A 19,925-nucleotide genomic window follows, 5' to 3' on the forward strand; every position below is an offset into this window, starting at 1 on the left:
TCAGACCACCTCGTGCAGCCAGCGCACGGATGCGCCGTCGCCGGCGTAGCGGAACGGCTCCAGCTCCTCGTCCCAGGGCCGCCCGAGGAGCTCGTCCAGCGCATCCACCAGGTCGGGGCCACCGAGAGCCGCGGTCACCACGGCCTGCTTGATCCGGTCCTCGGGGATCATGATGTCACCGTGGATGCCGGTCACGGCCTGGAAGACGCCCAGTTGCGGGGTGTAGGAGTAGCGCACGGCCTCGGTGGACGATGTGGCCTCCTCGGTCACCTCGAACCGGAGCCGCTGCCAACCCTTCAGCGCCGAGGCCAGCTTGGCCGCGCTCCCGTCCGCGCCCGCCCAGGAGTACTCGGTGCGATAGCTGGCCCGCTCGATCGGCTGCGGGGTCCAGTCCAGGCGTACGGGCGCGCCGAAGACGCCGCCGACGGCCCACTCGATGTGCGGGCACAGCGCTGACGGCGCTGAGTGGATGTACACGACACCACGGGTCACACTCATTGATCCTCCAAGGCGGTTGAGGGCTGCCTTCCCCGACATCCTCGATATTCCCGGGAGAACCACGACCTATTGTGCACCATCAGTCACAGGAGTACCAGGAAGGGCCGTTTCGCCCGCGGTGGGTGATCCGTAAGGTGGAGCCATGATCGCGCCCTACGGTTCCTGGAGCTCCCCCGTCACCGTCGACATGATGACCACCGCCTCGGTCGGGCTCGGCTCACCCCGCCCGTCCGGCGGGCGCTGGTACTGGGCTGAGTCCCGGGCCGACGAGGGTGGCCGGATCAGCCTGTGGCGTCAGGACGCCGACGGCACCCGGATCCAGCTCACCCCGGCCCCGTTCTACGTCCGCTCGATGGTGCACGAGTACGGCGGCGGGGCCTGGGACGTGGCGCAGAGCACGGTGGTGTTCTCCCACCTCGCCGACGGCCGGGTCTACCGCAGCGTCGACGGCGGCGGGGCCGAACCGATCACCCCGGAGAGCAGGACCCTCCGGTACGCCGATCTCCGGGTCCACCCCGACCGTGACCTGGTGCTGGCGGTCCGCGAGGACCATGACCCGGCCCATCCGGAGCCGGTGGCGAGCATCGTGGCGCTGTCCTTGAACGGCGGCAACGAGGAGGGTGGCACGGTGCTGTGCTCCGGGGCGGACTTCTACAGCACGCCGGAGCTGTCGTCGACGGGAGGTCTGGCCTGGACCGAGTGGGACCACCCGAACATGCCCTGGGACTCCACCCGGATCATGCTCGGTCGGCTGGTGGGAGCCGGAGTCGCCGACGTGCAGCAGCTCGCCGACGTCACCCAGGTGGCAGGAGGCCCCGACGAGTCGGCCGTCCAGCCGCGCTGGACCGGCGACGGGCGGCTGCTGTTCATCTCCGACCGCGCCGACTGGTGGAACCTCTACTCCTTCCTCGACGGCGAGACGACGGCACTACACCCGCTCGAGGCCGAGTTCGCCCAGCCTCAGTGGATGTTGGGTGACCGACCCTACGCGGTGGTCGACGACGACCGGGTGCTGTGCCGTTGGACCCACGGCGGCAGCGAGCATCTGGGTCTGCTGACCCTCAGCTCGGGGACGCTGAAGGAGCAGGCGACCGGCGCCGTTGCCGTCGACAGCATCGCCGTCGACGGTGACACCGCGCTGCTGGCGCTGGGCTACGCCGACCGGCCCGCCGGGCTCTCCCGGCTCGACCTGAGCTCCGGTGAGCTCACCGAGTTCCGTCGGTCCAGTGACGCGACCCTGCCCGAGGGCAGCACCTCACTGGCCGAAGAGGTGAGCTGGTCCACCCCCGCAGGCCCGGTCTACGGCCTCTACTACCCACCGACCAACGCAGGCTTCAGCGGACCTGACGGCGAGCTGCCGCCGCTCATCGTCCGATCCCACGGCGGCCCGACCCAGGCGGCGACAGCGGAGTTCTCCGCCAGCTACCAGTACTGGACCTCGCGCGGATTCGCCATGCTGGACGTCAACTACGGCGGCAGCACGGGTTTCGGCCGGCAGTACCGCAACCGGCTCCGGGGTGGCTGGGGAGTCGTCGACGTCGAGGACTGCGCCGCCGGCGCCCGCGCCATGGTCGAGCAGGGGCGGGCCGATCCCCGTCGGCTGGCCATCGTCGGCGGCAGCGCGGGGGGTTACACGACCCTGCGGGCGCTGACGACGACCGACGTTTTCACAGCCGGCATCAGCCTGTACGGCATCGGCGACCTCGAGGCGCTCGCCAAGGACACCCACAAGTTCGAGTCCCGTTATCCCGACGGTCTGGTCGGGCCGTACCCGGAGGCGGTGGAGACCTACCGTCAGCGGTCCCCCATCAACCACGTCGACCGGCTGAGCTGTCCGATCCTGCTGATCCAGGGGCTGGACGACAAGGTCGTGCCGCCCAACCAGTCGATGGCCTTCGCCGAGGCCGCCAGGGACAAGGGCCTGCCGGTCGGGTTGCTGATGTTCGAGGGCGAGGGCCACGGCTTCCGCAAGGCCGAGAACATTCGGCGCAGCATCGAGGCCCAGCTCTACTTCCTGGGCAGGGTTTTCGGCTTCCAACCGGCCGACCGACTCGACGGGCTGCCGATCGACAACCTGCCCTGACACCCCGCTCCGAAGGCCCTTCGGCCCGGGACCTTCGGCTCTTACCGGCGGCCCGCCGCGGACGTAGTTTCGGATCATGACCACTACCCACCCGGTGACGGAGCCGACGAGCCCGCGCGAACGCGGCAGTTGGACCGCGCCCGTGATCGCGCTGACGGTGCTGGCTGTGGTCATCATCGCCGCCGTGGTCGCCTCGCGGCTGACCGGCGGCGCGCAGCGCAGCACCCTGGACGACAGCTGGGCCAATGTCACCACGGTCCAGCTCGACATCGACAGCGGCAACGTGACCCTGCAGGCCTCTGACGGCCAGGGCGTGCGCGTCCAGCGGCAGCTGCACTGGACAACGCACAAACCCACCATCAGCGCGAGCCTCCAGGGCGACGTCCTCGTCCTGAAGTCCAGCTGCTCCGGTGGGTTCTTCAACCTCTTCGGTCAGAACTGCGAAGTCGACCACACCGTCTGGCTGCCGCGCAGCGCGACGGCAGTGGTGAAGACGAACGCCGGCAACATCCAGGCGACCAACCTGGCCAGCCCGCTCCGGCTGCACAGCCAGGCCGGCAACGTCACCGGCGCCGCTCTCGCCGGAACCGACGTCGAGGCCAGCACTCAGGCCGGCAACGTGGAGCTGCTGTTCTCCCAGGCCCCCAGCGACGTCACTGCGACCAGCCAGGCGGGCAATGTCACGGTCGAGCTGCCTCGCGGCACCGAGGGCGCCTACGCCGTGGACGCCCACTCGCAGGCCGGTCGGGCCGACGTCGGCATCGCCACCGACCCGGCCTCGACCCGGCACATCGTGGCCACCACCCAGGCCGGCAACGTCAAGGTCAGGTACGCCGGCTGAGAATCAGGCCGAGAGCCGCCGGCTGCCGAAGATCGCCGTTCCCACCCTCACCACCGTCGCGCCGTACTCGATCGCCAGCTCGTAGTCACCGGACATGCCCATCGACAGCTCGTGATAGCTGCCTGCCGCCCGGTCGCAGTCGCGCAGCCGCTCCTGCAGGGTGCGCATCCGGTCGAAACAGCCGGCCACCTGCTCGCGGTCGTCGGAGAACACCGCGAGCGTCATCAGCCCCCGGACGCGCAGCGCGTGGTAGTTGCGCAGCGCGGACGCGAACCCCGGCACCTCTTCCGGCGACAGCCCGAACTTCGACTCCTCGCCGGACGAGTTGACCTGGATGAACACGTCGAGACTGCGACCTTCGGTCTGCAACCGGCGGTCCAGCGCCTCGGCCAGCTTCAGGCTGTCGAGCGCGTGGAACTCGGCGGCGATCTCCGCCACCACCTTGGCCTTGTTCGTCTGCAGATGTCCGATGATCGCCCAGGTCAGGTCGGGAGTGTCAGCGAACACGGCCGCCTTCTCGGCGGCCTCCTGGACCTTGTTCTCGCCGAACATCCGGCAGCCTGACTGGTATGCCAGCCGGATCCGTTCCGGCGGGACGGTCTTGCTGACCGGCAGCAGTCGCACCGAGCCCGGGTCGCGGCCGGACCGTGCGCAGGCGCTGGCGATCCGGCCACGGACATGCTTGAGGTTGGTCTGCAGGGGGTCCTCCACGCCTGACACCCTAGTGCTGGGGGCACCCTAGCGCTGGGGCAGCACGAGCTGACAGTGCCAGGACTCGGTCACGTAGGCGGTGCTGAAGCCCAGCGCGGTGTAGAGCCGGTCGGCGCCGGTCGGCGAGTCGGCGTCCACCTCCAGCCCGACCATGTCCCGGCCGCGCTGGGCGGCATCGGCGATAAGGGCATAGAGCAGCGAGGTGGCCACGCCGCGGCCACGCGCGTTCGGCAGCACCCCGAGATATTCCACATAGCTGCCCTCGGTGGCCCCGTCGGTGCCGGTGACGGTTGCGACCAGCGCACCGGCCGGCTCTGCCGGCCCATCGTCGACCAGCTCGGCCAGCCACCAGTGGTCCCAGCGGTGGCCGGGGTCGGTACGCAGCCGGAGGTAGAACTCGGCGAACGTCTCGGTGTGCGAGTTGAAGTGGTCGACGAACGCCTGTTCGAGGACGTCGTGCACCCTGCGCACATCCTCCTCGGCCACCGACCCGTCCGCCTCCCGATCCACCCGGCGGATCGAGACACCGGGTCTGGGCGCCGGCAGGGCGTCGGGCTCACCTTCCTCGGGCTGCACCGGCCGGCTCATCTGCCACCAGCGGCGCACCCGCCGCAGCCCGGCCTTGGCCAGCCAGCGCTGCTGACGCGGATCGTCGGCGAACGCGCCACTGTCCAGCTGGGTCTCGGACAGCCCGCGGGCGCGGGCGATGTCGGCAGCCTGCCCGGCCGCCCAGTCGAACAGCTCGGCGGCGAGCGGGTCGGCCTTGTCGTCGCTCAGCTCGGGAGCGATCGTGACCGCGCAGACCACCCGGCCACCGGCCCGGTCCTGCACCCATGCCCAGCCCAGCGTGCGCCCGTCGTCGCCGCGGACCAGCCGGTGCCGGTGGGTCGCCGCGCCTGAACCGGTGACCAGGGCGGCGACCCTCTCCGGCGAGGCCGAGGAGGAGCCCCGGACGGCCGTCTCGTGCCGGCGTTGCAGTTCGGCAAGCTCGGCGACGTCAGCTGCCGTCGGGGTGCAGATCACGGCCACCGGGCACCCAACGAGATCACTCCGAGCGCGGCCAGGATGGCGAACGCCAGCCCGGCACCGGCGTAACGGGAGGTCACCTCCTTGTCGACCTTCTCCTTGCCGACCGACGACCCGATGTCCTTATAGACGTCTTTCAGCTGCCCGGCCGAGGTCGCCGAGTACGCCTCGCCGCCGGAGATCTTGGCGACGCGGGCGAGCTCGGCGTGGTCCACCGGCACCGGCTCACGCCTGCCGTTGACCTCGATGTAGCCGCTCTCGGTGCCGTACGCGATGGTGTAGACGGGCACCTTCTGGTCCCGCGCCGCGGCGGCCGCCTCATCGGCCGGGCGGCCGGTCTGCGTCTTGCCGTCGCTGAGCAGCACGATCCGTGCCGGCACCACCTCGTTCGGGTGCTTCGGGTCCGGCGGCAGCTGGGCCAGCGCCGCGAGTGAGGTGTAGATCCCCTCACCGATGGCGGTGGCCGGCTGCAGCTGCAGGTTCTCGATCGCCGCCGTCGCTGCTCCCCGGTCCTTGGTCGGCGGCACCAGGATGGTGGCCGTGCCGGCGAAGGACACGATCGAGACATTGAACGCCGCCGGCAGCGAGCTCACGAACTGCACGGCTGCGGACTTGGCCGCTTCGAGCCGGTTGGGCGCAACGTCCTCGGCCTGCATCGACAGCGACACGTCGATGGCCACCACGACAGTGGCCCGTTCGCGCGGCACCAGGACGGTGTCCTTCGGCTTGGCGAACGCCAGTGTCAGGGTCAGCAGACTGAGGATCGACAGCCCGACGGCCAGGTGACGCTTCCAGCTGCTCTCCCGCGGGATGACCAGGTCCAGCATCGTCCGGCCGACCTGCTGCTGCCGGTTCTGCTTGCGCCGGACCATGAACAGGTAGAGCCCGACCAGCACCGGGATCAGCAACAGCAGCCACAGCCGGGCCGGAGCCAGGAAGGACGGCAGCATCGGGACCAGCACCAGCCCACCCATCATGGCCACCTCGCGCCAAGGGAGATCGCACCGAGCGCCGCGAGCACGGCGAACGCCAACCCATACCCGGCGAACCGGGAGGTGATCTCACGGTCGGCCTTCTCGTAGCCGGTCTCGGACTTGATGTTCTTGTACACGCTCTTGAGCTGATCGGCGGTCGCCGCCTTGAAGTACTCCCCGCCGCTGGTCGCAGCGATCTGCTGCATCTGCTTGTGGTTCACCGGCACCAGCTGACGCTTGCCGTCGAGGTCGACGTAGCCGTTCTCGGTGCCATAGGCGATGGTGTAGATCGGCACCTTCTTGGTCCGCGCCTGAGCCGCGGCCTGAAGCGGGGACCGGCCGGCGGTGGACTCACCGTCGCTCAGCAGAACAATGGCGCCCGGGGCCGGCTTCGCCTTGTCACTGCCCTTCGGCGCCTGGTCCAGCGCGCGGAGAGCGGCCACGATGCCCTCGCCGATCGCGGTCGACTCCTGCAGCTTGATGCTGTCGATCGCCCGCTCGACCGACCGGTGGTCCAACGTCGGCGGCACCAGGATCTGCGCGCTGCCCGCCATCGACACCAGCGAGACGTTGTACTTCTCCGGCAGCGACAGCACGAACTCCTTGGCCGCGACCTTGGCGGCGTCCAGCCGGTTGGGTTTCACATCGGTCGCCTGCATGGACAGCGACGCGTCGATGACGACGATGATGGTGGCGCGCTCCCGGGGCACGTCGACCTGGGTCTTGGGCCGGGCGAACGCCGCGGTCAGGGTGACCAGGCTGAGGATCGAGAGGGCGACCGCGACATGGCGGCGCCACTGCGACTGCTTGGGGACCACCACTTCCAGCATCGAGGTATTCGTGAACCGCATCCCGCGGCGGTTCTTGCGCCGGCTGGCGAAGATGTAGGCCAGCACCAGCAGCGGGATCACGAGCAGGATGAGCAGCCGCTCCGGCGACAGGAATGCCAACTGCGGAATCATCGACTCACTCCCTGGGGTGGTGCGTGCAGCATGCTCGCCACCCGCCGATACGCCAGCACGAACCTGGCGATGTCCTGGACCCAGTCTCTGTCGGTACGCAACTGGATGTGCCCGACACCTGCACGACGAAGCGAGATCCGGATTCGTTCCCGCTGGGCAGCGCTGGCCGCATCCATCCGGGCCCGGGCGTCGCTGTCCGCGGTGTTCACATAGCGCTCGAAGTCGGTCTCCGGGTCGCGGATCAGCATGTCGCCGACGTTGGGGAACTCGATCTCGCGGCGGTCCACGACCTCGATCGCCAGCACCTGGTTGCGGATGGCGAGCCTGCGCATCGCCCGTTCCCAGTCGGGCTCGACGTTCGGGTCGAGCTCATGGTCGCCGGGGGTGAGGAAGTCCGAGACCACCACCCTCAGCCCGCGTCGGCGCTGGGTGCGCGACAGCTGCTCCACCGCGTGGGCCAGGCCCTGCTCACCGCGGGCATGGTCGGGGACCATCGGTTCCTCCAGCATCTTGCGGAGCAGCGCGTACAGCGCGGCCCGGCCGGAGCGGGCCGGCAGCCGGCGGAGCGACTCGGGGCGCATGATGTAGCCGCCGAACCGGTCGCCCATCTTCTGGCTCAGGAAGCCTATGGTCGCGATCGCGGCGATGCCGAGGTCACGCTTGGTGACGCCTTCGGTGCCCCAGTTCATCGACGGCGTGACATCGAGCAGGCCCCACACCTCCAGCTCGCGGTCGGCCATGGTGTCACGGACGTAGGGCACGGTGGTGCGGGCGGTGACCGCCCAGTCGATCTTGCGGACGTCGTCCTCGCCGGCGCGGTAGACCCGCGCGTCGTTGGCGTCGGTGCCGGGACCCGGCAGCAGGCCGAGATGGTCCCCCTGCAGATAGCCCTCGAGCCGCCGGACGATGGTCAGCTCGAGCCGGCGCAGGGCAGCCTCCGGCGCCAGCTTGTTGAGCGGGATGGTGATCTTGGTCGGCGCACCGATGACGGAGGAGACAGCGCCGTAGTCGGCTGCCGACGGGGGTGCGAAGCCGGACGGCGGCGGAAAACCGGCCGGCGGCCCCTGGGGTGGAGGGTAGGACATCGGCGCCTAGTGAAAGTCGGGCTGCTGGTGCTGGCCCGGGCTCTGACGCTGCTGGCCGGCGTTCCACACCGGGGTGGGAGGCGGCACCATGGCCACGATCCGTTCGATCACCTGCGCGGTGCTGACATTGTCGGCAACGGCGTCGAAGCCGAGCACCAGACGATGCGACATGACGTCCTTGGCCACAGCCTGGACGTCGGTCGGGAGGACGTAGTCCCGGCCATGGATGAGCGCCAGCGCCCGGGCGGCGGCGACCAGACCCAGGGTGGCGCGCGGGCTGCAGCCGATCTGGATCACGGAGGTGAGGTCGGGCATGTTGAACTCGGCCGGCGTCCGGGTGGCCAGCACCAGCCGCACGATGTACTCCGCCACCAGGTTGTGCACGAACACGTCGGAGGCCTGCCGCTGCAGCTTCAGGATCAGGTCCGGGTTGAGGATCTGCTGCGCCTCGGGCGGGTCAACGCTCATCCGGCGGAGGATCTCGAACTCCTCGTTGCCGCGCGGGTAGGGGACGTCCACCTTGAGCAGGAACCGGTCCCGCTGCGCCTCGGGCAGCGGGTAGACGCCCTCGGACTCCACCGGGTTCTGGGTGGCGATGACGATGAACGGCTTCGGAGCTGGGTAGGTGTGGCCGCCGATCGACACCTGCTTCTCAGCCATCAGCTCGAGCATGGCCGACTGGACCTTGGCGGGTGCCCGGTTGATCTCGTCGGCCAGCACGAAGTTGACGAACACCGGGCCGAGCTCGATGTCGAAACCTTCCTGGCTCGCCTTGTAGATCCGGGTGCCGACGATGTCGGACGGCACCAGGTCAGGGGTGAACTGCACCCGCGCGAAGTCGCCGCCGACCACTGTCGCGAAGCTCCGCACCGCCAGTGTCTTGGCCACGCCGGGCACGCCTTCGAGCAGGCAGTGACCCTTGGCCAGCAGGGCGACCATCAGCTGCTCGACCATGTGCTCCTGGCCGACGATGATCCGCTGTACCTGGGCGATCGCCTCGCCGAGCAGCCTGGCCGCCTGCTGGTTGCCCTGGCCCTGGTACTGCGCCTGTCCGGCCGGCTGGCTCTGTGTCGGACTGCTCACTCACTTCTCCTGTGGTTGCGCGCTGATTGTCCCCCGGCTCCCGGGTCACGACGTTACCCGTACGACGGTGGCACCCGGCCAATTGTCGCAGACCATTTCATCATCCCCGGAGTCCAGCAACCGAGCCGCACCCCGGGTGTGATGAGATTAGGACCGATGTCGACACCAGAACCGCCGGAAGGTGCACCGGACAGTACGTACGGGTACGTCCCGGTGAGCCCGCTGTTGCCCGAAGATCCGCCGAAGATCGGCGACTTCTGGCTCGATGCCCGGCTCGGCTGGACCGCGTCCGGGGTCGCCTACACGGCGCATACCGACGACAACCAGCCGGCCATGGTGATCCTGCTGTCGGAGGGTGCGGCCGAGGACGCCGCCGCCCGGGACCGGTTGGCCGGCCTGATCAACGCGATGCACATCGACACCGTGCTGGCGCGCGGAGGGCACGGCCAGAACGAGGGTCGGCTCGCCAAGAAGTATCGCTCGGAGGACGACGACCCGGTGTCCCCGGATGCCCGGCTGGTCGCGCCGTGGGCGGCCCTGGTCTATGACGGGTCGCCGGCCGCGGCGGCCGAGGCCGAACGGATCCTGTCCGAGGTACAGCTCAGCACGCTGCCGCCGCAGGGCACGCCGGCGGGCCCCGACTATCGCCACTACTGGCTCGACCGGGTGCAGCCCGGGCTGGCCCGGGTCTGGCCGCTGCCCTGGCCGGGACGTTACGACCGGGCGGGCTGGAAGACCATCCTGGTGTCGTGGTTCCTGATGGTGCTGCTGGCCGCACTGGCGGTGCTGATCGCCATCCTGATCTTTCGCAACCAGCCGCCGCAGGCCCCGCCGCCGCCCACCGGCGGCTCCGGTAGCCCGCCTCCACAGTCCAGCTCCCCGTCGCCACAGTCGGGGTCTCCGTCGCCGCAGTCCGGCTCGCCATCGGGCTCACCGTCGTCGCAGTCGGGTTCACCGAAGTCGCCCTCCCAGACCCCGTCGATGTCGGGCTCCCCCAGCTCCGCCTCCCCTAGTCCCAGCGGCAGCAAGTCCGGTGGCGGCCAGCCGACACCGTCCGACTCGGGCTCACCCGGCAACATCAACTCACCGAGGTCGAAGCTCTGATGATCCGCCCGAAGCTGATCGCCAGTGACCTCGACGGCACCTTCCTCTCCTCCGGTGGTCAGGTCAGCGAGGAGAACTCGGCAGCGGTGCTGGCTGCTCAGGAGGTCGGCATCCCGGTGCTGTTCGCCACCGGGCGACCGGTGCGCTGGCTGGACGTCATCGCCGACCTGCCGGGCGGGCATCCCACCGTGATCGTCAGCAACGGCGCCGCGCTGTACGACCTGGGCAGCAGGGAGATGAGCCACCAGGTGTTCATCTCCCCCGACGTGGCTCTCAGTGCCATCGAGGAGATCCGCCGGGTGGTCCAGGACGCCACCTTCGCCTTGGAGTCGGGCATCCGGTTCGGCTTCGAGGCCGCCTACCGCACTTGGACCGACGGCGACGTCCCGGAGGACGCCGGACTGTTCAGCGGCACTGTCGAGGAGATTCTCGAGGTGGACGACTATGTGAAGATGCTGGTGCAGAGCCACGAGCTCGGAGCCGACGAGCTGCTGCTGCGGGTGAAGCGCGTCGTCCAGGACCGGCTGACGGCCACCCACTCCCAGTCGGCCGGCCGAGGTCTGGTGGAGATCAGTGCACCCGGGGTCAGCAAGGCGGCCATGCTGCGCCGGGTGTGCGCCGAGCTCGGGATCGACGCATCGGAGGTCGCCGCCTTCGGTGACATGCCGAACGACATCGAGATGCTGACCTGGGTCGGAATGCCGCACGTGGTGGCCAACGCGCACCCGGCCCTACTGGAGATGGACATCCCGGTGGTGGCGAGCAACGACGAGTCCGGCGTCGGCCGGACCATCCAGTCCTGGCTGGCCGGATGACCACACTGGAGCTGGCGCCCGCCCGGCCACTGACCCTGGCCCGGATCGGCCGGGCGGTGAGCCTGAGCGTGCTGCCGATCATCGTCGGGCTGTTCGTCGCCGCCACCACCTTCGGCGGCAAGATCATCCCGTGGCGGCCCACTATGGTCGACTTCGACGTGTACCGGCTGGCCGGTCGTGTTCTGCTCGAAGGTGGCGACTTCTACCACCTGCCGGGATCACTGCCCTTCCTCTACCCGCCGTTCGCCGCGCTGATGGCGGTGCCGTTGGCGCTGACGCCGGCAGCGGTCGGCCAGATCGCCTGGACCGTGGCCAACGTGGTGGCGATGCTGGCGATCCTGTACCGGCTCGGGCTGACCGGGTGGGTGCTGAGCCTGGTGGCGGCTGCGTCGATCTTCTTCGTCGAACCGGTGAGCGGCACGTTCACCTTCGGTCAGCTCGGCATCTTCCTGGTGGCACTGATCGTGCTCGACCTGGTGCCGGGTCCGCAGATCCTCGGCCGCCGGCCGGCCGGACGCCGGTTGCTGCCGGAGGGCGTCCTCTCCGGGTTCGCGACCGCGCTCAAGCTCACGCCGGGAATCTTCCTGATCTATCTGGTTGCGTGCCGGAAGAAGCGGGCAGCTCTGACCATGCTGGTCACGATCGCTGCGCTGACCCTGATCACCGCCGTGATCCTGCCGGAACGGTCTCTGCAGTTCTGGGGCCGGCTGGCGCACGGCGACACCGGCCTGGGCCACAGCATCGTCTACTACACCAACCAGTCCGTGATGGCCGACGCCGTCCGGGTGATCGGGCTCGGGGCCATCAGCTCCATTGTCGGCCTGGCGCTGTCCGCAGTGGTGACCCTGCTGGGGATCTGGGCCGGGCTGCTGTGGCACCGGGTGGGCAACATCGCCCTCAGCGTCACGCTCTGCGGTATCGCCGGCCTGTTCGCCTCCCCGGTGTCCTGGTCGCACCACTTCGTCTGGGTGGTTCCGTTCGCCATCTGCCTGATCGACCGCAGGCTGCCGGTCTGGTTCCGCTACCTCGGCTGGATCTTCGTCGGATGGGTGGTGGCGGCACCGTTCAAGAAGCTGCCCAACGGAGGCGACGTCGAACTCAGCTGGAGCTGGTCGCAGAACCTGTTGGCGTCGGTCACCGCGATTCTCGGCATTACGGTGATCGTGGCCTCCATCGTGCTCCAGCTGCAGCGCAGAGCCCGGGCTCAGGGGTAGACGGCGCCGCGGAAGTTGACCCGCAGGGTGTAGAGCGAGGTCGTGGCGGTGATGAACAGCTGGTTGCGCTGCGGGCCGCCGAAGCAGAGGTTGGCCACCGTCTCCGGCACCAGCAGCTTGCCCACCAGCGTGCCGTCGGACTCGAAGCAGTGCAGCCCGTCATGGGCTGCGGCCCACAGCCTGCCGCGCTGGTCGAACCGGATCCCGTCGAAGCCGCCGGCGTCGCAGGTGGCGAACACCTCGCCCCCGGTGAGGGTGTCGCCGACCACCTCGAACACGCGAATGTGGGCCCGCGGCGTGTCGACCACGTAGAGCCGCTGCTCGTCGGCGGAGAAGGCCAGCCCGTTGGGCCGGTCGAAGTCGTCCGCGACCCGGTCGAGCCGGCCGTCAGGGCTCAGCCGGTAGACGTGGCAGCCGGACTGCTCCGGCTCGGCCGCATGGCCCTCGTAGTCGGTGTCGATCCCGTACGCGGGGTCGGTGAACCACAATGAGCCGTCCGAGTGCTGCACGACGTCGTTCGGGCTGTTCAGCGGCCTGCCCTCGAAGCTGTCGGCCAGGACGGTGACGGTCCCGTCGTGCTCGAGCCGGGTGAGCCGACGGTCGCCGTGCTCGCAGGAGACGAACCGGCCCTGCCGATCCACGATCCGCCCGTTGGCGAAGCCGGCCGGGCTGGTGAAGACATCCACCCGACCGGTCACCTCGTCGAAGCGCAGCACCCGATCGTTGGGGATGTCGCTGAACAGCACGCAGCGGACGGCGGGATGGTAGGCGGGCCCCTCCAGCCACCGGCCCCGGTCGAAAACTTTTTCGAGCTGCCGGTCTCCGCCGGTACCGCGGAAGCGATCGTCAAGGACCTGGAACTGGGCGGACAGGAACTCGGTCAAGGGGCACTCCTCGATGGTTGGTCAGGCGAAGGATCCTAGCGTCGCGACAATTCGTGGGAATCACCACCAATGGTCCGAAGTCGTCTACCATGAAGTGAGTGCGGATTCAGTTTCGTGAACCTGGTGCAGCAGAGGATGCGGCCACCGCATTCGATGATGACCACGTCCGCGTTCTACGTTAGGCACCGAAAGGGGGTTTCATTACATGATTGACTGGCTGAACAGTATCCTCAACACGATCCTCCTGAACAGCATCTGACGCGTGTAATTTCAAAGGAACCACGGCGCACTGCCGCCTCAGAGATCGTCGAAGCCCCGCCCGCCCTCACTGGCGGCGGGGCTTCGTCATGTCCGGTCGTGTAGGCGAGCGCGTGAGGTCTGGTCCGCGCCCGCAATCGCCCGTCGCACACGACACGTCAGGCTGCCTGCCCCTGCCGGCCACCCAACTCAGCGCCCATCGCTACAGCAGCACGCCAGATCGCCCGAGCGAACGCGTCACAGCCCAGATGGTGGGTCCCGGTGTGATCCACCAGATAGATGAAGCCATGGCGCGATCGCCAGACGTACGTCCCCGGCCGCGGCTGCCGCAACGCCATCCCACCATGGGTTTTGAGGCGGTGCGAGAACACACCGAGCGGGCCGCAGTTGCCGAGGCGGGTCTGGCCCGGCGGACCGCCCCGGTCGGGTGATCGGTAGGGAAGGGTGTGGTCGATCTGCAGCCCGGTCCCGGTTCCGCTGGCCCACGGGAAGACATCTCCCGGACACCGAAGGCGGAGCGACTCCCGCAACTTCGCCGGAAGCTCGTAGGCGTCCACCGGCGACAGCGGCGCACTCAGGTCGATGACAGGCTTCAGGATCACCTGAGCGGTCGGACCCAGGTGTCTGCGCAACTGCTCCAGCGTCACCGGGCCGACCCCCTCCACCCGGACCACCCCCTTGCCCGTCTGCAGGCCCTCGAGGGCCACATGCGCGTAGAGGATCAGGCGAGGGCCGAGACGGTCAGGATCGATCCCTGCCGCGGGCAGGGATTCGAGGGCGCGTTGCGCGACCCGAGGGCCAGCCACCGACGGCGCACGCCCCGCATCCGTGCACTCCTCCACCGGCTCGTCGTAGCTGTCCGGTGCGGGGTCGACAAGGGCGGCCGAGAGGAGCGGCTCGGGCTGGTCGACATTGGCTGGCTCGGGCTGGTCGACATTGGCTGGCTCGAACAGGTCGAGATCGGCCAGTTCGTCCTCTTGGCTGCCCATGGGTGCCCACCGGCCGGGAGGCACATAGTGCCCGTCCCTCGGCATGGCGAACGCGCTCTCCTCCGCGTCTCGGTCGTCATCGTCGAGACTGAGACCTTCGGCCTCCGCCAGCAGCGCGAGACACCGGACCGGGTTGCCGAGCAGGCCGAGCGCCTTGGACCGGCGAATGTCGACGCTGTCAGTGTCGCCCTTGGCCGCCAGGATCTTCGCCAGCCGTGCGATCATCGCGTCCAGCCACAGCACGTCGCCCACGGTCGCTTTCGCATAGAGACTCTTCAGGCCGTGCTCGTTCGCTCGCCCGGTGCGGACGAACCGCTCGCGCTCGGCCCGGTCGGCGCGTGCCTGCGCCTCGTGCGGATCGGCCTCGATGATCTTGGCGACCAGGACATCCTGGAAGCGCGACCAGGTCAACCGAGTGATCACTTCATAGACCGACTCGTCCACCTGGTCGGCGGGGCCGAGCTTCAGATGGCGCGTCGCCTGGGCCACCTTGCACGCCTTCCAGGCCGGCACCTCGCCGGCGCACACGCGGAGCCACAGCCGACGCAGCCGATGACGCAGGTCGAGTGCGTCGGCAATCATCCGGGCAGCCTGCCAGGGACTCAGTTCCTGCACGATCCCGAACTCGGCCGCGGCGAACTCCAACAGCGTGGGGGTGCCATCGCCCCCGAACAACCGAGCCCGTTCGGTTCCCGGCAGGACCTCCCCCGAGTCGTCCCTGTTTTGATGCCGTCCGTCGGCCGCCTCGGCACTGTGCAGGTCCGCCCATTGCGCGGCTGCCTGCAGGATCAGCGCCTCACGTTCGACCACCCCCCGGTGGGCCTCGGCCACGACGGACAGGAGCGTGGTGGCGTCCATCCCTGTCAGCATCCCGGTCGTTTGCTCCACATCGAACATACGTACGAATATACCCACGTCCACTGACAGTTCTAACGCCCTGCTGAGCGTGATGCCTGCAAGTGGGTCAGGTGGGCGGCGACGCGGTGACCGCAGGCCGAGCTGGAACCGCCAGGCTCAGAACCTCGGCAGGGTCGGGTCGTACCCCGGCTCCACCCTGCGCATATAGCTCGTGTCATCGCGGACCGTACGTCCCGACCGGAGCAGCACCTCATGTTGACGGGCCAGCGCATCGCGGTCCAGCTCGACACCCAGGCCCGGGCCGTCGGGCACGGGCACACTGCCGTCAACGAAACGCAGAGCGCCGGGCCGGACGATCTCCTCGGTGAGGTTCCACGGATAGTGCGTGTCGCAGGCATAGCTGAGATTCGGGGTAGCCGCACCGAGATGCGTCATCGCGGCAAGTGAGATGCCCAGATGGGAGTTGGAGTGCATCGACACACCGAGATCGAAGGTCCGGCAGATCGCCGCCAGCTCCAGACTGTGCCGCAGACCGCCCCAGACGTGGTGGTCGGACAGCACCACCCCGACCGATCCGCGCGCAACGGCGTCCGGAATGTCCTCGAATGCGACCACACACATGTTCGTCGCCAGCGGCATTGATACCTCGCGCGCCACCGCCGCCATCTGCTCACGTCCGAGCACCGGGTCCTCGAGATACTCCAACTCCGTCTCGAGCTCGCGGCCGACGCGGATGGCGGTCGGTACGCTCCAACCGCCATTGGGGTCGATCCTCAGCGGCAGCCCCGGGAACGCGGCTGCCAGAGCCTTGATCGCCGCGATCTCCTGCTCCGGTGGGAAGACGCCCGCCTTCAGCTTGATCGAGGTGAAGCCATAGCGGTCGATCAGGGCCCGGGTCTGGGCCACCAGCCCGCCAGGATCGAGCGCGGCACCCCAGGTGTCGCCAATCGGCTCCCGACCGTCCAGGGCCGGATGTTCGGCCCACTTGTAGAACAGGTAGGCACTGTAGGGAACCGCGTCTCGGACCGGGCCGCCGAGCAGGTCGCAGACCCGCACCCCCAGCAGCTTCCCCTGCGCGTCCAGACAGGCCACCTCGATCGGCGCGAACACCCCTCGCACCGCCATCCTCGGCATCCCCACGGCCCCGCCCCCGGCGACCGTCTGGTCACCCAGCACGGCATGGATGCGCTCCTCGATGGCGGAGGTCGCGAACACGTCCTGACCGATCACCGCCTCGCGGACCGCTCGAAGTTGATCAGTGCGCAGAGACCCGCCTTGACACTCACCCAAACCGACCGTGCCGTCCTGCAGGACGATCTCAACGACACAGCGCAGCGCGAGCGGCTCATGTACCCCCCAGGAGTTGAGCAGGGGCGGGTCGGAGAAGGCTATCGGGGTGATGATCATGTCTCGGATCTTCATGAGCGGCCCTTCGGTGCGCAGCGTGACGAGGAACCCTGCGGGATACTTCGATCATGTCATGGCAACTCGACCTGCTCGATCGTGCCCGCAGCTATGCCGAGCACGAGTCTGCCGTCGCCGAGCTGTGGGTGTTGGGCTCCGCAGCACAACCCGAGCTGCTGGATCAGTGGAGCGACCTGGACCTGGGATTGGTCGTCGTCGGCGAGCTCGACCTCGATCCGCTGCTCTCACAGATCGGCCGACTCTGGGCACTTGACCAGTCCAGCAGCCCGACCCAGTCGACCTTCCGGATGATCTTCGACGACGGCCGAAGGCTCGACCTGGTGGTGGCCGACCATGCCCAGCTCGCCGGACGCGACGGTCGGCTGCTGGTGAGCTCGGTGCAGTCATCAACGTCGGTGATGGCACAGGTGCATCTGACCTCGACGTCGGCTTCAGCGGACGTCAACCAGGCAAGGTTCGTCGCGGCCCAGTCGGTGATCAAACTTGGTCGAGGCGATCGGCTGATCGGCACCCACCTCGGCCTGGAGCTGCTTCAGCTCTGCCTGGTGCAGGCCATGCTGCTGCGGGACCGCGACGAGGACCGCACCGCGCACCGGTTCGGCACCGTCCGAGATGATCTTGCCGAGCGGGTCGTCAAACTCTGCCGACGACCACTCGACACCGATTGGCGTCACCTCGTCTCTGATGCGACGGAGGTCTTCGACCAGCTGCACAGCGAACTCGAGCCGCACTATCGACCCGACTGGTCCGGACTGTCCGCCCTGCTCGGACTGCGCTGAATCCCGGCGGACCGTCCCTGTCCCGTCCGCCGCGGCTACAGTGGAGAGAGCCCCTCCGGAGAGACGAGAGGTCGGATGATGGCGTACGGGGAGCGCACGATCCAGCTGTTCGTCGCCTGCCTCTCCCCCGACCTGGTGCAGGACCGCCGGCATCTGCACACCGTGGTCTTCCCTCGGCTGCGGCGCATGGCCGAACGTCGAGGAGTCACGCTGTCGGTGGTCGAGGCCACCGACGATGTCGATGATCCCCAGCTGACCCACCTGGTCCGAGAGCTCGAGCAGCTGGCGGACCCGGCGACGATCTTCCTCGCTGTCCTGGGCCGCCAGGACAGCCCCGCGGTCGACCGGTTGCCTGACCTCCTCGCCGACCGGTTCCCCTCGCTGCTGCCGTTCGAAGGTCGGTCCCGGCTCGAGCTGCTCTGCCGTCAGGCGGTCTTCTCCGCGCCGGCCATACCGGCTCGATTCATCCGCGTCCTCCCAGCCGACGCCGAGCCGACAGCGGATGACCCGGGACCCGATCCGAGCGTCCGCCGGATAGCGGCGCTGACCCGTGCTCTCCAGAATGCCGGCGCCACGATCCTCGACTACCGCCGCAGCGACCGAGTCGGATGGCTGGACGAGCTCGATGCCCTGGGCGAACTGGTGCTGACCACCCTGTGGGCCACCGTAGTGAACCAGCCCACCCAGCCTTCCCGATCGAGCCAGCGGAGGGAGCAGGCGGTCCTGGACGAGAACGTCCAGTTCACCGTCTACCGGCCACGGGTCCTGCGACCCCTCCAGTGGTATCCGCTGCTGGCGTTCGCCCACCTGGCCGAGCGACGACCGGACGCCCGGGCCGACCAGCCCGACCCTTTGGCGCAGGTCGAGCAGGAGGCGGAGCGGTTGCTGGCGGGCCAGCTGAGTGACTTCGCCCGGCCGCAGGTGGACAGCCGGTTCGCCATTCCGCGCGACGGGGAGATCTCTTTCGTCCCGGTCGTTCCCGGCGTCGACTTCAACCCGGAACGACGGATCTTCCGCTGGGTGGAGGACGTGCACCGCGAGGAGTTCCGGCTCCGCGCGCGTCCCGAGCTGGACGGCCGGACCGCGCGGGGACGGCTGACCGTACTCAGCGGGGCGCTGATCGTCGCAGAGGTGGACCTGGCCTTCCGAGTGGACAGCAGCGCAGCCTCGGCAGGTCCGGCCGCTGGAACCACCCAGACGGACCAGGGCCGGCCCTACCGCAGGATCTTCGCGTCCTACTCGCACCTGGACACCGAGATCGTCCGGCAGTGTGAGCTGGCCGCCCGCGCGTTCGGGGACACCTATCTCCGAGACGAGCTGTCGTTGCGGTCCGGCGACCGGTGGGACGAGCGCCTGCTGACGCTGATCGACGAGGCCGACGTCTTCCAGCTGTTCTGGTCCCGCAACTCGATGCGTTCGCCGCAGGTGCGACGCGAGTGGGAGCACGCCCTCAGCCTGTCCCGCCCGCACTTTGTCCGGCCCACGTTCTGGGAGGATCCGCTGCCGTCGTCCGAACAGCCACGGCTGCCGCCGGACGCACTGCGCCAGCTGCACTTCACCCGCCTCGGCACTGCTCCTGCCCCGGCAGCCATGCCCACTCCCGCCGCCGCGCCAGCCAGCACCCCTCCTCCGGCGCAGCATCCAGAGAATCTGGCAGCGACCTCGATTCAACGACCCGCACCCACGGCGGGAGCGGCCCCGCGCCGCGGGCTCCGTCCGTTGGCGCTGCTGTTGCCGGCAGCGATGGTGGTAATGGCGGTCGCTATCGGTGTGCCTCTGCTCGGACGCGATCGCCCGGCCGCCGGCCCAGCCAACTCGACCACCTCGACCACCTCGACTGGTGTCCCCTCCTCGCAGCCCACCACCACCGCCACCGCCACCGCCACCGCCACCACAACAGCTGTCATGTTGAGCTCGATCACCGTGCCGGATGCCGAGGTGCTGTCCGGCACCGGAACGTCCACCCTCTACCTGGCCCGGCCAGGGCAGCAGGTCAGAGTCGAGGTGAGCATCGTCAACAGGCAACTCATCCCCGCGATCCTGCCGGTGACGGTCGGACTGTGGTGCGCCGATGCGGCCGGCGAGCCGTTGGTCGTACGGCGACCGCCGACCCAGGTCGAGGTCCCTCCCGACACGCGCGCCACTCCCGGCCTGGTGCCTGTCACCACCTGGCGGAGCGAGGCGATCGTGGTGCCCGATGGCTGCGTCTCCACCCAGGGCACGGCCGAGCCGGACGGCTACTTCTACGCCGACGCCGGTGACATCCAGCAGACTGGGCGGCCGACGCTGACCGCACCGTTCAGACTCGGCCCGTAGCACGGGGAGGCCAACCACCA

16 protein-coding genes and 1 pseudogene are annotated in these 19,925 nt (G+C 69.0%); 7 read left to right on the plus strand and 10 right to left on the minus strand.

The features are described from left to right. Window positions 1-498 (minus strand): DUF3145 domain-containing protein, encoded by a 498-nt coding sequence (locus JOE57_RS02665; RefSeq protein ID WP_204916267.1) that lies wholly within the window; start codon window positions 496-498, stop codon window positions 1-3. Between the two features lie 142 nt (window positions 499-640). On the opposite strand from JOE57_RS02665, the gene JOE57_RS02670 reads away from it, so the two are divergent. Further along, window positions 641-2,581: a prolyl oligopeptidase family serine peptidase gene (locus JOE57_RS02670; RefSeq protein WP_204916268.1), complete on the plus strand. Its 1,941-nt coding sequence runs from the start codon at window positions 641-643 to the stop codon at window positions 2,579-2,581. A gap of 76 nt (window positions 2,582-2,657) precedes the next feature. Beyond that, a complete protein-coding gene (locus JOE57_RS02675) occupies window positions 2,658-3,422 on the plus strand; it encodes a DUF4097 family beta strand repeat-containing protein (protein ID WP_204916269.1) in 765 nt (254 codons plus the stop codon). 3 nt (window positions 3,423-3,425) lie between these two features. On the opposite strand, the gene JOE57_RS02680 is transcribed toward JOE57_RS02675, so the two are convergent. From JOE57_RS02680 to JOE57_RS02705, 6 genes and pseudogenes are all read right to left on the minus strand, one after another. Further along, window positions 3,426-4,133, minus strand: a complete 708-nt coding sequence (locus tag JOE57_RS02680) for a YggS family pyridoxal phosphate-dependent enzyme (protein WP_204916270.1) — start codon at window positions 4,131-4,133, stop codon at window positions 3,426-3,428. Window positions 4,134-4,160: 27 nt separating this feature from the next. Next, window positions 4,161-5,162 (minus strand): GNAT family N-acetyltransferase, encoded by a 1,002-nt coding sequence (locus tag JOE57_RS19080; protein ID WP_204916271.1) that lies wholly within the window; start codon window positions 5,160-5,162, stop codon window positions 4,161-4,163. Continuing rightward, window positions 5,153-6,121, minus strand: coding sequence for a VWA domain-containing protein (locus JOE57_RS02690; RefSeq protein WP_204920174.1), 969 nt, complete (start codon window positions 6,119-6,121; stop codon window positions 5,153-5,155). The genes JOE57_RS19080 and JOE57_RS02690 overlap by 10 nt, the downstream gene beginning before the upstream one ends. Window positions 6,122-6,132: 11 nt before the next feature. Beyond that, the gene (locus JOE57_RS02695) at window positions 6,133-7,095 is read right to left on the minus strand and encodes a VWA domain-containing protein (RefSeq protein ID WP_204916272.1); all 963 of its coding nucleotides are present in this window, start codon (window positions 7,093-7,095) and stop codon (window positions 6,133-6,135) included. Beyond that, window positions 7,092-8,180, minus strand: coding sequence for a DUF58 domain-containing protein (locus JOE57_RS02700; protein ID WP_204916273.1), 1,089 nt, complete (start codon window positions 8,178-8,180; stop codon window positions 7,092-7,094). The genes JOE57_RS02695 and JOE57_RS02700 overlap by 4 nt, the downstream gene beginning before the upstream one ends. Beyond that, window positions 8,155-9,263: pseudogene (locus JOE57_RS02705) on the minus strand (AAA family ATPase); the annotation flags it as partial. The pseudogene JOE57_RS02705 and the gene JOE57_RS02700, both read right to left, overlap by 26 nt. Before the next feature lie 156 nt (window positions 9,264-9,419). On the opposite strand from JOE57_RS02705, the gene JOE57_RS02710 reads away from it, so the two are divergent. Genes JOE57_RS02710 through JOE57_RS02720 form a run of 3 tightly spaced genes read left to right on the plus strand, consistent with a single transcriptional unit; the run spans window position 9,420 to window position 12,396 of the window. Next, window positions 9,420-10,367 carry a hypothetical protein gene (locus JOE57_RS02710; RefSeq protein ID WP_239578819.1) on the plus strand — a complete coding sequence of 316 codons (948 nt, stop codon included), beginning with the start codon at window positions 9,420-9,422 and terminating at the stop codon, window positions 10,365-10,367. Then, entirely contained in the window at window positions 10,367-11,182 is an 816-nt protein-coding gene (locus tag JOE57_RS02715) for an HAD family hydrolase (protein ID WP_204916275.1), read from the plus strand. The genes JOE57_RS02710 and JOE57_RS02715 overlap by 1 nt, the downstream gene beginning before the upstream one ends. Beyond that, on the plus strand, window positions 11,179-12,396 hold the full coding sequence (locus tag JOE57_RS02720) for a glycosyltransferase 87 family protein (RefSeq protein ID WP_204916276.1): 1,218 nt from the start codon (window positions 11,179-11,181) through the stop codon (window positions 12,394-12,396). Before JOE57_RS02715 ends, JOE57_RS02720 begins: the two co-directional genes overlap by 4 nt. On the opposite strand, the gene JOE57_RS02725 is transcribed toward JOE57_RS02720, so the two are convergent. The 3 genes from JOE57_RS02725 to JOE57_RS02735 form a co-directional block, all read right to left on the minus strand. Beyond that, window positions 12,387-13,280, minus strand: a complete 894-nt coding sequence (locus JOE57_RS02725) for an SMP-30/gluconolactonase/LRE family protein (protein ID WP_204916277.1) — start codon at window positions 13,278-13,280, stop codon at window positions 12,387-12,389. The two genes, JOE57_RS02720 and JOE57_RS02725, sit on opposite strands and share 10 nt — an antisense overlap. A gap of 416 nt (window positions 13,281-13,696) precedes the next feature. Further along, window positions 13,697-15,424, minus strand: coding sequence for a hypothetical protein (locus JOE57_RS02730; RefSeq protein WP_204916278.1), 1,728 nt, complete (start codon window positions 15,422-15,424; stop codon window positions 13,697-13,699). 117 nt (window positions 15,425-15,541) lie between these two features. Then, window positions 15,542-16,807 carry an enolase C-terminal domain-like protein gene (locus JOE57_RS02735; RefSeq protein WP_204916279.1) on the minus strand — a complete coding sequence of 422 codons (1,266 nt, stop codon included), beginning with the start codon at window positions 16,805-16,807 and terminating at the stop codon, window positions 15,542-15,544. Window positions 16,808-16,860: 53 nt separating this feature from the next. Between JOE57_RS02735 and JOE57_RS02740 the strand changes: the two genes are divergently transcribed. Beyond that, window positions 16,861-17,589, plus strand: a complete 729-nt coding sequence (locus JOE57_RS02740; RefSeq protein ID WP_204916280.1) for an aminoglycoside 6-adenylyltransferase — start codon at window positions 16,861-16,863, stop codon at window positions 17,587-17,589. A 75-nt stretch (window positions 17,590-17,664) separates the two neighbouring features. Further along, window positions 17,665-19,905: a toll/interleukin-1 receptor domain-containing protein gene (locus tag JOE57_RS02745; protein ID WP_204916281.1), complete on the plus strand. Its 2,241-nt coding sequence runs from the start codon at window positions 17,665-17,667 to the stop codon at window positions 19,903-19,905. Window positions 19,906-19,925 lie beyond the last annotated feature (20 nt).

The organism is Microlunatus panaciterrae (genome assembly GCF_016907535.1).
In the GTDB taxonomy this organism is placed as follows: Bacteria; Actinomycetota; Actinomycetes; order Propionibacteriales; family Propionibacteriaceae; genus Microlunatus; species Microlunatus panaciterrae.